This window comes from Dongia sp., assembly GCF_041909655.1.
Lineage (GTDB): Bacteria > Pseudomonadota > Alphaproteobacteria > Dongiales > Dongiaceae > Dongia.
Window position 1 is genome coordinate 41,164 of the sequence record NZ_JAYRDA010000009.1, and the last position, 12,933, is coordinate 54,096.

Genomic DNA, 12,933 nt, shown 5'->3' on the forward strand with positions numbered 1-12,933 from the left:
TTGGAGGGTTGGAGGGTTTGCCCCGTACATGTCTGGATGCGCGCGCGCCATGTTGTTTGACTGAATCTGTATAGGCTTTGTGACTAACCCTCCAACCCTCCAAACCCTCCAGATGGGTGAAACAGGGAAGGAAAGAAGGAAAGGGAAGAGGATGGCACAGGAACAATTGAAGCTGGCGGGCGGTGCCCTCTCACCGGAGCGCCGTGAAAAGATCGCCAAGGCGTCGTCGGTGGCTGAGGTGTGGCCGGCGGTCAAGCAGACGCCCGCCAATGCCAATGAGAAGGCGGCGCTGCGGCTGCGGGCCTCAGGCTTCAAGCGGGTCGAAGTGAAGATCGCCGAGCGCCTGCCGGTCGATTTCGATGAGAACGATCCGATCATGGTGCTGCTCAACCCGGTCAAGGTCGAGATCGAGCAGGCTATGCGGACCTGGCATCTGATGCGGGTGAAGGGCTGTTTCCCGGCCAAGCTGCAGGCGGTGTGGCCGGATCATGTGCGCGGGCATGAGGCTTATGGCTATGACGATGCGGCCAATGACAATCGGGTGGTGCCGAGCAACCAGGCCATCAGCAAGGCCGACATGGTCTATGTCTGGCTGATCGGTATCCTCAATGAGCGCGAGCGGTTTATCGTCTCGGCATTCTCGGTCGGCATGTCGTGGCGGTGGATCGGCGAGAAGATCAAGCGCGATCACAAGACGGTGAAGAACGACTATCTCATCGCCCTTTTCCGAATTTGTTGCGAGCTGCAAAAAGGGACTCCCCAAATTCCCCAAAGTTAGGTACATTCTTATCTAATGTTGGAATTGGAACGCCCGGCCGAGCAATCGTGCCGGGCGTTTCGCATTTGGGAAGGGTCAATGCCGAGGGCGCCTAGTACCCACGATCCCTATGCTGGCCGTGGCCAGAGCCGGGATCAGGAACGGGCGCAGGCGGATCATCGGCTCTATGACTATCGGTGGCAGCAGGCGCGCTTGGCCTATCTCGCCGAGCATCCGCTTTGCGTCATGTGCGAGGCGGCAGGCATTGCCACAGCGGCGGGTGTTGTGGATCACATCATCCCGCATCGTGGCGATCGCGTTCTCTTCTGGGATCGTGGCAACTGGCAATCGCTTTGCACCGAACATCACGACAGCGCCAAGCAGCGCATGGAACGCGCGCAGCGCAAGTGAGCCGACGTGTCGGCATTCTCGCCGCCACTACAGGGCTCATCGCATGTGTTGCTGTCTGATTGTTGTTATGTTCTTAGGCTGAAAACAGCGCTGGGGAGGGGTGGGTAAAAAGTCCATACCCTTACGCCTCTAGACCCGCCCCCATCCACGCGTGTATCGCCGCGAAATTCAGGAATTATTTTTTTAGGACAGGCAGATGGTGAGGGGCCGCAAGCCAGATACTGCATCTCGTCAGGAGGCGAAGGGTAATCCCGGCAAACGCAAGAAATCCATCGAGGCCGCCGGCGCTGTCCAGATCGACAGCACTCCGGCGCATCTGAAGCCGCCGAAGGGTCTATCGGAAGCCGGCTTGGCGCTGTGGCGGGAGATCCTGCCGGATGCCACCCGGATGAACTTCCTGAAGCCGACCGACCGTCATGCCTTTGCACGCTATTGCCAGATGTTGGCCCGCTACTGGGAAGCCGAGAAAGCGATCGGGAAGAGCGGGTCGGTAAGGCTCGTCAAGACGGTGAGCGGCGACAAGATGCAACGCATTTCCCCCTGGGTAGCGATCCGCGACCGCTTGGAAGTTCGTCTCATCGCTCTGGAAGATCGCCTCGGCTTCTCGCCGCAGGCGCGGCAGTCGTATCTTCGCAACCTTATCGCCGGTGCCGGCGGCACGCAGCCGGATCTCCCACTTGGCGGCGAACAGCGCCCGCCGGAACCCGAGAATACGGAGAACCCGATCGGCATCCTGGGGTCGCTGCACTAAGGCCCAACCATGACTGTCATGCTCTCCATCCCGACCATGCCGCGGGGTGGCGAAAAGTTCGGCGCATATTGGGATGAAAGGGCAGCAGCAGCGGCCTGCGCGTTTTTTCCAACCTTTCTCTGCCACACTGAGGCGGAGTGGGCTGGAAAGCCGTTCGTGCTGGCAGATTGGCAGCGTGATCTGATCCGTCAGATTTTTGGATGGAAACGCGCGGACGGAACGCGCCTCATCCGAATCGTGTGGCTGGAGGTGCCGCGCAAGAACGGCAAGACAGAATTGGCAGCGGGCGTGTCGTTGCTGGCCCTGCTAGGTGACGCGGAGTACGGCGGTCAGGCCTATTCCATGGCGGTCGATAAGGATCAGGCCAAGATCGTCTTTGACAAAGCCGCTGTGATGGTGGGCTTCTCAAAGCGCCTTGCCGAGCATCTCGACGTGTTCGCGCCTTCGATTTACTGCCAGCAGCTCAACGCCAGCTTCAAGCCGCTGGCGTCGGGCGCGCGCAGCAAACACGGATTCAGCCCTAGTTTCGCTGTTGGCGATGAAGTCCATGAATGGAATGACGGCGGTACGCTCGCGGATGTAGTTCACAAGGGGACCGGCGCCAGGCGGCAGCCGTTGGAGTTCTACATCACCACGGCCGGTATCAAGGGTGAAGGTTATGCATCCGAGATGCATGACTTTGCGATGATGGTGTTGTCGGGTGAGATCGAGGATCCAACCTTTCTGCCGGTGATATTCGCGGCGCCTGATGACGAAAGCTGGTGGTCGGAGGAATCGATCAAGCTTGCCAATCCCAACTATGGGATTTCGATCAAGGCGGAATATCTCCGCGAGGAAGCAAAGAAGGCCCGCCGCACACCCCGTGCGGAGAATGACTTCAAGCGCTTCCATCTGAACATCTGGACCGAGCAGCTGACGCGCTGGTTGCCGATGGACAAGTGGAAGGGGTGCACTGCGCAACCGGCGAATGCGCTTTACTGGCGGGCGCTGTTCGATGCGTGGAAGGGCCGGCTTTGCTATGGCGGGCTGGATCTCGCCATCACCGATGACATCACTTCGCTGTGCTGGGCGTTTCCGCCAGACAGGGATTGGGAGCGGTGGGGCTTTCTGTGGCGGTTCTGGCGGCCGATCGACACGCTGGAGAATGAACCGCTGCCGCGCAAGCGGCGCTATGAAGCATTCGAGGCCCAACAAGCGCTGACGCTGACGCCGGGCAATGTTACCGATTACGGGCTGGTGCGCCAGGCGATCCTGGCGGATTGCAAGTCCTATGACGTGCAGCAGATCGGCATTGACAAATTCAATGCCAGCCAACTGGCGACGGATCTTCTTAACCAGGATGGCCTGCCGATCGAATGGTTCCGGCAGGGCACCCTCAGCATGAACGGCCCGAGCCGCACCTTCGAGCGCCTGGTGGCGTCGGAGGCCCTGGAGCATGGCAATCATCCAGTCGCCAAGTGGATGGCGCAGAACGCTGTGGTGGAATCGGACGCGGTCGGCAACATCAAGCCCGTCAAGGGCAAGGCGGCCGACAAGATCGACGGCATTGTGGCGGCGATCATGGGAATCGGCCTCGGCTTCCAGGCGGAACCTGATGGCAGCGCCGCGCTCGAAGCGTGGCTCAACAAACCGGTGATGGTGATCTGATGGGCTGGTTCGGCAAGCGGGTGAAGCTGACCGATGCCGCCGCATGGGCGCACTGGTACGGCGCTGAGAACTATGCCGACAAGGTGGTAACGCCGCATAGCGCGCTTCATGTCGCGGCCGCTTGGGCCTGCATCCGGTTGCTGTCGGAGACGGCCGGCATCATGCCGATTTCGGTCTATCGGCGCCGCGCCGATGGGCAGCGGGAGACGGCCAGTGATCACTGGCTTTATGGCCTGGTGCATGACGATCCGAATGCCGACCAGACCTCTCCGGAGTTCTGGGAATCTCGTGTCTTCGACCTCAACGGCTGGGGTAATTCCTTTGCCGAGAAGGTCTTCAGCGGCAGCCGAATCGTGGCGCTGCAGCCGCTGGATGCTGAAACGACAGGTGTGCGGCGCGATGATCTGAATCGTCGGGTCTATAGCATCAAGGATCGTGGCAAGACCTACGAGTTGCCGGAGGACAAGGTTTTCCACCTGCGCGGCTTCGGCAAGAGTGGCGATCTCGGCCTGTCACCGATTTCCTTTGCGCGGAACTCCTTGGGTATCGCGATGGCAGCCGAGGAAGCGGCCGGCAAGGTCTTCGCCAATGGCCTCCAGATCGGCGGCCTGATCGGTTTCAAATCGGCTTTCAAGGACGGATTGCTCGAAAAGCTGGAATCGCTGGTCGAGAAATTTGTCGGATCAAAGCGCGCAGGCAAGATCCTGGCATTGCCGGCAGAAGTCGAATTCAAGCCGGTCAACATGAACCCGGAGGATGCGCAGCTTCTGGCCTCGCGCGGCTGGTCGGTCGAGGAGGTGTGTCGCTGGTTCCGCGTGCCGCCTTTCATGATCGGGCATACCGAGAAATCGACCAGCTGGGGCACCGGGCTGGAACAGCAGATGATCGCGTTCCTGACCTTTGCGATGCAGCCCTATCTGACCCGCATCGAGAAAGCGATCCGCAAGCAATTGCTGACGCCGGCCGAGCGCCAGACTTACTTCGCCGAGTTCAATGTCGAAGGCTTGCTGCGCGCCGACAGCGCGGCCCGGGCCGCCTTCTATGCCGTGATGGTCAATAACGGCATCTATACGCGCAATGAAGTCCGCGCAAAGGAAAACCTGCCTCCTGAGGCTGGTGGTGATCAACTCACGGTGCAGAGCGCGATGGTGCCGCTTGACCGCATTGGTGAACTGCAATCGGACGCTGAGGCTGCCATGACGGCAATGAGCCAAGGTGTGCTGTCGAGAGTTCGAGAAGAACTTCTAAAGGATATGAAGAAATGAATATCCGCAGTTTCAAATTGCCGAGCTTGCGACAGGTGAGTGGCATTGAGTGGGATCTGCCGCACAATGTTCTGGCGAAGTGGCAGTCCGGTATCCAGGCCGCTGACAGCAATGGCGACAACACCATCTCGATCCTTGATGTAATCGGAATCGATTGGTGGACCGGCGAAGGCGTCACCGCCAAGCGGGTCGCCGCGGCGCTTCGTGCGATTGGCGACAAGGATGTAACCGTGCTGATCAACAGCCCTGGCGGTGACATGTTCGAGGGGTTGGCGATCCGCTCGCTGCTGGCCGAGCACAAGGGCCGTGTGACCGTGAAGGTGCTGGGCCTTGCGGCATCAGCCGCTTCGGTCATTGCCATGGCGGGTGACGATATCCAGATCGCGCGGGCCGGGTTCTTTATGATCCACAATGCCTGGTTGATCGCGATCGGCGACCGCAATGCGCTGCGCGAGATCGCCGACATGATGGAGCCGTTCGACGCGGCGATGGCCGATCTCTATGCCGCCCGCACCGGCATCGAGGTCAAGGACATTGTCACGATGATGGACAAGGAAACCTGGATCGGCGGCTCCGCTGCCGTCGATCAGGGCTTCGCCGATGCGCTGCTGCCGAGCGATGAGATTGACGATAGTGGCGCCCAGGCGACGGCATTGCCGAGTCCCAAGGCTGCCCGGCAGATGATCGAGCAGGCGCTGGCCAAGGGCGAGCAGATGCCGCGCGCGAAGCGCCGGCTTCTGATGCGGGCGCTTCATGAGAGTCAATCCGAGGAACAAAGGGGCACGCCTGGCGCTGCCCCATCCGGCACGCCTGGCGCTGCCGAAGACGCGGTCAGTCCGGCCGCGCGCGCGAAGCTGGCGGCAAGCCTGGCGCTGCTCAAAGTTCGCGGAAGCAACTAACCAGATCCACCTTTCATTGATAGGAGACGATCATGCCCGATGGTGGCACCAAGAACCTTGAGCAGATGCTCGAGGAAGTATCGGCCGAACTCGTCAAGATCAACAGTTCGGTCAAGCAGCATGCCGAAACGTCGCTCGCTGAAGTCAAGGCGATCGGCAAGCTGTCCGAGGAAGCCAAGGCCGAGACCGATAAGCTTCTGGTGAAGCAGGCAGAAGTCAATGCCCGGCTGACCGAGGTCGAGCAAAAGATGGCGCGCCAGCGGGATGGCGGTGTCGAGAAACCAAAGAGCCTCGGCCAGATGTTCGCCGAGAATCCTGATGTCAAGAAGTTCTGCGAGACGCATCAGGGTTCGACCAAGGGCAGCTTCAAGATGCCTGTGAAGGCCGAGCTTTCCAGCACCGGCAGTGCCGGCGGCGTCCTGGTCCAGCCGGATCGGCTGCCCGGCATCATCGCGCCGCCGCAGCGTCGCCTCACCATCCGCGATCTGCTGATGCCCGGTCGTACTTCCTCGAACCTGATCGAGTACGTGAAGGAATCCGGTTTCGACAACCAGGCGCGCTCGGTGACCGAGGGTGCCCAGAAGCCGGAAAGCAACATCACCTTCGAGGATGCCAACGCGCCGGTTCGTACCATCGCGCACTGGGTACTTGCCACCCGCCAGATCCTGGCGGATGCGCCGCAACTGCAAAGCTATGTCGACGGGCGCCTGATGTACGGGCTCAAATTCGTCGAGGAATTGCAGCTGCTGAAGGGTGATGGTACCGGCGTCAATCTTGATGGCATCGTGCCGCAGGCCACCAGCTTCTCGCCGGCCTTCACGCCGGCAAACGGCACGCGGATCGATGAGTTGCGCCTTGCCATCCTGCAGGCGGAACTCGCCGAATATCCGACCAACGGCATCGTTCTGCACCCGACCGATTGGGCGGCAATCGAGCTGACCAAGGATTCGATCGGCCTCTATGTATTCGCCAATCCGCTGCAGATGGCCGGCCCCGTGTTGTGGGGCAAACCGGTGGTCCCGACCCAGGCGATGGATGAGGGCGAGTTCCTGACGGGTGCCTTCAGCATGGGTGCGCAGGTCTTCGATCGCGAGGATGCCTCGATCGAGATCAGCACGCAGGACCGTGACAATTTCGTCAAGAACAAGGTCACGCTCCTGTGCGAGGAACGGCTGGCGCTTGCCGTCTATCGCGGGGAATCCTTCATCACCGGCGAGTTCCAGTACACGACCAACTAAGCATATCTGCCGAAATCCGCCCCGGCGCATGACGCCGCCGGGGCGGATGCTCTACCTCGCGTCATCAGCGTCGCGCCGCGACGCCCGATACCGATCTTTCGAAGAGGTTCATCATGAAAGTCCGCATCATCCGGGGCTACTACAATGACCGGGAGAAAAGCGTGAAGGCCGGCCTCATCAAAAACGTGACCGATGCGCGTGGCGCTACGCTGATCAAGAAGGGCCTCGCCGTCGCGATCGAGGAGCCGAAACCAGCCGGCAAGGGCCAGCGTGCCGGCGCCCCTTCCAGCAACAAGCGCCAGACTGGTTCCCAGACTGGCGCGGCGAGACCTGTATCATCGTCGCGTCGGGGCCAAGCGCGGAGCGGGCAGGGGTCCAAGACTTCGCCGACCGGCGAAAGCGGCGCGGGCTCCGCTTCGTAACCGTCAATACCTCCTGGCGCCTGGCGCCATGGGCCGATGCGCTTTATGCCGCCGACGGCGCCTGGTGGAACCAGGCACAAGGTGCCGGTGATTTCGCCGGCATCAAGATCACCCAGGACACACATGCCGCGCGTCGGTGGAATCTCCGGCGCATCGGCTTTGCCAAGAACTGCGATGTCCTGTTGACCTGGCCGCTCGGCACGATCGGCGATGGCGGCAATAGCGGATTTCAACTTCTGAACACCGTATTGCAGTTCGGTATGCGGCGGATTGTGCTGGTCGGTTTCGACCTCCACGACCGCGAGGGTGTGCATTGGCACGGCAATCACCCGCCGGTGCTGACCAACCCGGCATCTGCCAATCTCGCGCGCTGGCGCCGTGTGCTTGATGCACAGGCGTCGCTGCTGGACGGGATCGGCGCCGAGGTCACGGTAGTGGGGCTTGGATCGGCGCTCACGGCCTATGCAAAAGTTGGTTCTATCGCTGATGCGATTGAAAGGGGTTGACATGGTCAAGCGGATTCCGCCCGAGTTCGGACATCATGTGTCGAAGGCTAGAGATCCTGCCTATCAAAACATCGTCCGTCCGCGCGGTGGCAATGTTGTGCGAAACGAGAAGGCACGCCGGATGCGCGAACCAAAGAGTCCGGATCGGTTTTCCGTACGTGCAGTTTCGCCAGTTGATGACAATACGCTTTCGGCCGTTCTGGATCTGTCCGACGCGCCTGAAGGCGCACTTGTCGTGCACATCAATCCACATGTACTACAAGGCGGTGCCGGAGTATTCAGCAACGGCCCTGGAGATCTCGAAGTTTACTTCGAGTCGGCGGGAGAGTCCGGGGATATCGGTTTGGGTGTCAGCATCATTTCAGGAGAATCTAGTATCTGGGCGCGCGGCATGTCGCCGGAGGATGGGTTTTCCGAGAATGAATGGGTTCCGGTTTTTGTAAGCTGGAAAACTGACCTTCCGGCTGGGGAGAAGATCGTTCAAATCTATCGTGCCGATCAAGATGTCGTCGGTGCAGTCGACGACTACGGGCCATCTTTCAATGCTCAGCTTGGCTCTGATCCCATCAGAATTTTTGCTGATACCCCATACGACGGCGATATAGCAGAGTTGTGGTTTGATGATTCGTTCATTGATTTTTCTATTCTAGCTAACCGCCGCAAGTTCATGAATGATGAAGGAAAACCAATTGATCTCGGTGCGGACGGATCATTGCCCACCGGCAATGCCCCGCTGATCTATCTTTCCGTCCGCCCCGGAGATACCGCTGCTGATTTCCTTGTCAACCGCGGCACGGGCAACAACTTCACCCAGAGCGGTGTGCTCACGCTGGCAGATACGAGCCCGAGTGACTGATGCACATTGCCCTTGTCGGCCACGGCGCGTCGCTGGACGGCGCGGGACGTGGCGCAGAGATCGATGCGGCCGGTGCGGTTTTGCGGCTGCATGACTGCGTGTGGCATGTGCCGGCCGACCACGGGCATCGCTGGACCTGGGGCGTCATGCCTGGGCCCTGGCGGAACCAGGATCTGGCCCGGTTTGCACGCGATCTCGCGATCCGGCCGCTGAAGGGCTGGCTGGTCTATCACTTTGGCCAACCGCATCCGAAGCTGCCGCCGCAGACGATTCCGGTCGATGTCCGGTTCTGGAACGAGCAACTGCGGCGCCTCACCGGGAAACCCGAGATCGTGGTGACGCGAGGCTTTGCCATGTTCGCCTGCGCGGCCTTGCTGAATTGCGACAAGGTCACCGCCTATGGTTTCGACGCGATCGCGGCCGGTACCGGAGCCGGGTATCGCTATCACGGGAAATGCGCAAATCCGGTGGATGAGGCGAAGGCCGCGCGCCGCCATGATTTCGCGGGCGAGCGGCAGCTGATCGAGCGCATCGCGCAGCAAGCCGGGATGGCAATCGGTTTCGCATGAAGGCCTATCTGCTGGCGCCTGGTGGCGGCCTCAGCCATTACCTGCAAGCGGTGATGGAAGGGCTCTTGCGTCACGGCGTGCAGGTATTCCCGGTGCAGCATCTTCACCAGGTTCCGCCGCGCGTGGTCAATCCGGAATTCAGGATCGCGATCTGCTGGGGTTGGCGCCGGGGCAAGGAGTTGCAGTCCCGCGGCTATGACGTGTTGCTGGTTGAACGGGGCTATATAGGCGACCGGCGAGACTGGACCAGCCTTGCCTGGAACGGGCTAAACGGGCGCGGTGATTTTTGTCTCGCAGCCGGGATACCGGCACTGGATGTGTCACGGTCAGCGCTTTTGGGCAGCCAGATGCAGGATTGGCGGTCGGCCACGCGTCGCCGCACCGATACCATCTTCGTGATGGGCCAGGTCATGGGCGATCAATCGCTGCAGGGGCGTGATCTGACGCCCTGGTACCGGGATGTGTTCCACCAGGCGCGGCAGAGGTTCGGGATGCCCGTGCTATTGCGGCCGCACCCGGTGGCGATCGCCAAGGGGCGGCATGCGTCGACCGGCTTACCGGAATCGCGCAGCACGCTCGCCGACGATCTGGCGCGCGCCTGGGCGGTCATTACATGGAACAGCAACAGCGCGGTGGATGCGGTGTTGGCCGGCGTACCGGCGCTGGCGGTGGATCAGGGGTCGATGGCCTGGGATGTGACCGCGCACGATCTTTGTGGCCTGGGCGCCCGGCCAGAGAGAGAAGAATGGGCGGCTCGCGTCGCCTGGTGCCAATGGCGCATCGAGGAATTGCGTGCCGGTAGTTGGTGGGAGCGGATGGCGGCCGGTGTCAAGCGGCGAGATCAGTGGAGCAGGAAAAATGGGACTCGTGCGCGTCACGCCGCCGCAGGGTGATGTTATCCCGCTGGAGGAGCTGCGGCGGCAAGTGCGCGTCGATCATGCCGATGAGGATGACGATATCCGCACCCTGGCTGCCGGGGTGGTTTCGTTCCTCGAGGGCGACGGGACGGGTCTTGAAAGCTGCTGGCTGGGTCGCGTACTGCTGCCGCAAAGTTGGGCCTTGACGCTGGATGCCTTTCCCGCGCGCGCCATCATGCTGCCGATCGGGCCGGTGATCGCCGTCGAGAGCATTACCTATATCGATGCCGACGGGGATGCGCAGGAGATCGACAGCGAGAAGTATCGACTGCTCGCCGACCGCCTGCCGGCAGAGATCGTGCCCGCCTTTGGCGAAAGCTGGCCGCTGGCGCGAGAAGAGGAAGCCGTCATTACAGTCACCTTTCGTGCTGGCTATGCCGGAGGTCAGGAACTCGACAGCCCGCCCGGGCCGAGCGCGGTCCCGAAATCGATCTGCCAGGCGATCAAGCTTATCGTCGCGCATTGGTACGCGAACCGCGAGACGGTCAATATCGGTAACATCGTCAACAATCTGCCCTGGGCGGCCGAAGCATTGCTGACGCCGCAGCGCACGGCGCTGTCGCGGCTGGCCTGGTCGGATCGGCCATGATCAAAGCGGGTGAACTCGATCGGCGGGTGACGCTGCTGCGGCCCGTGATCGGGCGCGATGGAGCCGGCGGTCCGGTGACCAGCTGGCAGAATGCCGGCCGGGTGTGGGCGAAGGTCAAGGATATCAGCGGCCGAGAGTATTTTGCGGCAGCGCAGGTCAATGCCGAGATTACCACCACCTTCCTGATCCGGTACCGGGCCGACATCACGCCGGATATGCGTATCCGATATCGCGATCGTGACTATGACATCGTGGCGGTGCCTGAGGTCGGCAATCGGAACGAAGGGTTGCAGATCATGGCGAAGGCGCGGGCCGACAAACTGACCGCCGTGGTGGCGTGATGGCGAAGAGGTCGAGCCTCAGCGGGTTCAAGGAGCTACGGGAGTTGCTACGGCAGTTGCCGGTCGCGGTTCAAACCCGTGTCAGCCGCAATGCGGTCTATGCGGCCGGAATTGTCTGGCGCGACGCCGCCAGATCGGCGGCACCGCGCGGTAAACAGCCGAGTACCTCGAGCGCGCAATACGGTGCGCTGCGCATAAACGTCAATATCTATCGCTGGCGGAGGTTGCGGCGGAAGGGGCTGAGCGGTGCGTCGATCAGCACCAATGACGCCTTCTGGGGATATTTCCAGGAGTACGGCACCGGTCCCTACTATTCCGGCCCTGGCACGCGCAGCAAAGGTGCCGGCGCACGCACCAAGTTGAAGCCGAAACCCTGGTTCCGGCCCGCGCTCGATGCCACCGCCGATCGGGCGCTCGAAGCGATGCGGGGTCGCATGGCGCGGGGGATTGCCACCGAGGCCGACCGGCTGGCGGCGCGGTACCGCACCCGATAGCGCGAGAGGAACATGGACATCATCGGCACTCTCGAAGCGGCGCTCATGGCAGCGCTGACCGGCGATTCGCCGCCGGCCTTCACTGAGGCGCCGATCTGGGCCAATGAAGCGCCGCAGACCCAGGAGGCGGCCTTTGTGGTCTACCGCATCGTTTCGGAAACACCCTGGGTGGATCTGGAAGGCGAAACCGGCACCGATCAGGCACGGGTTCAGTTCGATGTGCAGGCCGCGACCTATCAGGAACTGGTCGCCATTTCGCGTGCCCTGCGCAGCGCGCTGCGGGGCATCGGATCGACGGATCCGGATTCCGTGATCCAGTCCGTCACCTACAGCAACAAGGTCGATTTCCTCGAGGAAACGACCAATCCCAAGCTGCATCGCCGCAGCCTGGACTTTGTCGTCACCTGCAACCCGTCACTTTAGGAGTACCGCCATGGGCCGCGCAGTCCTTTCGCAAAAGAGCCGACTTTTCCTGGGCGATCTGTCGTCGCCCCCCGATTATCAGCACGTCAAAGGCCTGGTTTCGTGGAACGGCCCGGATGGTGAAGCTTCCGAGATCGACACGACCGACCTCGAGGACGTCGCCCGCGCCCGCGAACCTGGCTTGCAGGATTTCGGGCGCATTTCGTTCGAGGGCAACTTCCTGCCGGACGATCCATCGCAGCTGGACCTGGCGTTGGCGCGACGCAACCAGGAAACTCGGCCGTTTATCTTTGTCTGGCGTAGCGGTTATTGGGCGCGCTTCAATGCGAGCGTGCTGGCTTTCACCAATTCCGGCGGCGTCGATGCAAAGGTCGATATGTCGCTGACCCTGGCGATCAATGGCGATTTCGAGGGACCATTCGCCAAGACGCCGGAGATCCAGGCGTTGCTCGACATCGTCGATGCCGGGAGCTGATAGCGGCACATGAAAAACGCGCATCTCGGGGTGGCGCCGCTGACGATCGGCGGCGAAACCTATCGTCTTTGCTTCGATTGGGAAGCATTGGCGGCCGTCAAAACCGAACTCGGCAAGAGTATGTCGGAGATCAATGTCGGCACGCTGTCAACGCCGGACATCGCGGTCCTGGTCGAGATCGGTACCCGTCGCTATCACGGCAAGAGCCTGGCGGCAGCGGATGTCATGGAATGGTCGCCGCCGCTGCGGGAGACCACGCAAGCCATCAGCCTAGCCCTGCAATATTCATATTTCGGGCCGGATGGTCCGCCAAGCCTTGCCAAGGAGTTGGCGGATGAGCAGCGCGAGGAAGCCGGCGAGCGCCCTTAGATGC

At 61.5% G+C, this 12,933-nt stretch carries 18 protein-coding genes; all 18 read left to right on the plus strand.

Annotated features, from left to right (window positions below; translation table 11 throughout):
- Nucleotides 1-151: 151 nt before the first annotated feature.
- Nucleotides 152-778: a DUF6362 family protein gene (locus tag ACE3PR_RS17215; protein ID WP_374374469.1), complete on the plus strand. Its 627-nt coding sequence runs from the start codon at nt 152-154 to the stop codon at nt 776-778.
- 78 nt (nt 779-856) lie between these two features.
- Nucleotides 857-1,168 carry an HNH endonuclease signature motif containing protein gene (locus tag ACE3PR_RS17220; protein WP_374374471.1) on the plus strand — a complete coding sequence of 104 codons (312 nt, stop codon included), beginning with the start codon at nt 857-859 and terminating at the stop codon, nt 1,166-1,168.
- Between the two features lie 196 nt (nt 1,169-1,364).
- Nucleotides 1,365-1,919 carry a phage terminase small subunit P27 family gene (locus ACE3PR_RS17225; protein ID WP_374374474.1) on the plus strand — a complete coding sequence of 185 codons (555 nt, stop codon included), beginning with the start codon at nt 1,365-1,367 and terminating at the stop codon, nt 1,917-1,919.
- 9 nt (nt 1,920-1,928) lie between these two features.
- Entirely contained in the window at nt 1,929-3,566 is a 1,638-nt protein-coding gene (locus ACE3PR_RS17230; protein ID WP_374374476.1) for a terminase large subunit, read from the plus strand.
- Complete coding sequence (locus tag ACE3PR_RS17235; RefSeq protein WP_374374479.1) at nt 3,536-4,831, plus strand: phage portal protein; 1,296 nt, start codon at nt 3,536-3,538, stop codon at nt 4,829-4,831. The genes ACE3PR_RS17230 and ACE3PR_RS17235 overlap by 31 nt, the downstream gene beginning before the upstream one ends.
- Entirely contained in the window at nt 4,828-5,730 is a 903-nt protein-coding gene (locus ACE3PR_RS17240) for a head maturation protease, ClpP-related (protein ID WP_374374481.1), read from the plus strand. Before ACE3PR_RS17235 ends, ACE3PR_RS17240 begins: the two co-directional genes overlap by 4 nt.
- 32 nt (nt 5,731-5,762) lie before the next feature.
- Nucleotides 5,763-6,968, plus strand: coding sequence for a phage major capsid protein (locus tag ACE3PR_RS17245; protein WP_374374483.1), 1,206 nt, complete (start codon nt 5,763-5,765; stop codon nt 6,966-6,968).
- A 113-nt stretch (nt 6,969-7,081) separates the two neighbouring features.
- A complete protein-coding gene (locus ACE3PR_RS17250) occupies nt 7,082-7,390 on the plus strand; it encodes a hypothetical protein (protein ID WP_374374485.1) in 309 nt (102 codons plus the stop codon).
- Nucleotides 7,391-7,572: 182 nt separating this feature from the next.
- Nucleotides 7,573-7,896 (plus strand): hypothetical protein, encoded by a 324-nt coding sequence (locus ACE3PR_RS17255; RefSeq protein WP_374374487.1) that lies wholly within the window; start codon nt 7,573-7,575, stop codon nt 7,894-7,896.
- 1 nt (nt 7,897) lies between these two features.
- On the plus strand, nt 7,898-8,752 hold the full coding sequence (locus ACE3PR_RS17260; protein WP_374374491.1) for a hypothetical protein: 855 nt from the start codon (nt 7,898-7,900) through the stop codon (nt 8,750-8,752).
- On the plus strand, nt 8,752-9,321 hold the full coding sequence (locus ACE3PR_RS17265) for a glycosyltransferase family 29 protein (RefSeq protein ID WP_374374493.1): 570 nt from the start codon (nt 8,752-8,754) through the stop codon (nt 9,319-9,321). The genes ACE3PR_RS17260 and ACE3PR_RS17265 overlap by 1 nt, the downstream gene beginning before the upstream one ends.
- Nucleotides 9,318-10,214 (plus strand): hypothetical protein, encoded by an 897-nt coding sequence (locus ACE3PR_RS17270; protein ID WP_374374495.1) that lies wholly within the window; start codon nt 9,318-9,320, stop codon nt 10,212-10,214. The genes ACE3PR_RS17265 and ACE3PR_RS17270 overlap by 4 nt, the downstream gene beginning before the upstream one ends.
- Nucleotides 10,180-10,827: a head-tail connector protein gene (locus ACE3PR_RS17275; RefSeq protein WP_374374498.1), complete on the plus strand. Its 648-nt coding sequence runs from the start codon at nt 10,180-10,182 to the stop codon at nt 10,825-10,827. The genes ACE3PR_RS17270 and ACE3PR_RS17275 overlap by 35 nt, the downstream gene beginning before the upstream one ends.
- Nucleotides 10,824-11,168 (plus strand): phage head closure protein, encoded by a 345-nt coding sequence (locus ACE3PR_RS17280; protein ID WP_374374500.1) that lies wholly within the window; start codon nt 10,824-10,826, stop codon nt 11,166-11,168. Before ACE3PR_RS17275 ends, ACE3PR_RS17280 begins: the two co-directional genes overlap by 4 nt.
- Nucleotides 11,168-11,662: an HK97-gp10 family putative phage morphogenesis protein gene (locus tag ACE3PR_RS17285; protein ID WP_374374503.1), complete on the plus strand. Its 495-nt coding sequence runs from the start codon at nt 11,168-11,170 to the stop codon at nt 11,660-11,662. The genes ACE3PR_RS17280 and ACE3PR_RS17285 overlap by 1 nt, the downstream gene beginning before the upstream one ends.
- Before the next feature lie 12 nt (nt 11,663-11,674).
- A complete protein-coding gene (locus ACE3PR_RS17290) occupies nt 11,675-12,085 on the plus strand; it encodes a DUF3168 domain-containing protein (protein WP_374374506.1) in 411 nt (136 codons plus the stop codon).
- A gap of 10 nt (nt 12,086-12,095) precedes the next feature.
- Nucleotides 12,096-12,560 carry a hypothetical protein gene (locus tag ACE3PR_RS17295; protein ID WP_374374509.1) on the plus strand — a complete coding sequence of 155 codons (465 nt, stop codon included), beginning with the start codon at nt 12,096-12,098 and terminating at the stop codon, nt 12,558-12,560.
- A 9-nt stretch (nt 12,561-12,569) separates the two neighbouring features.
- Nucleotides 12,570-12,929, plus strand: coding sequence for a hypothetical protein (locus ACE3PR_RS17300; RefSeq protein ID WP_374374512.1), 360 nt, complete (start codon nt 12,570-12,572; stop codon nt 12,927-12,929).
- Nucleotides 12,930-12,933 lie beyond the last annotated feature (4 nt).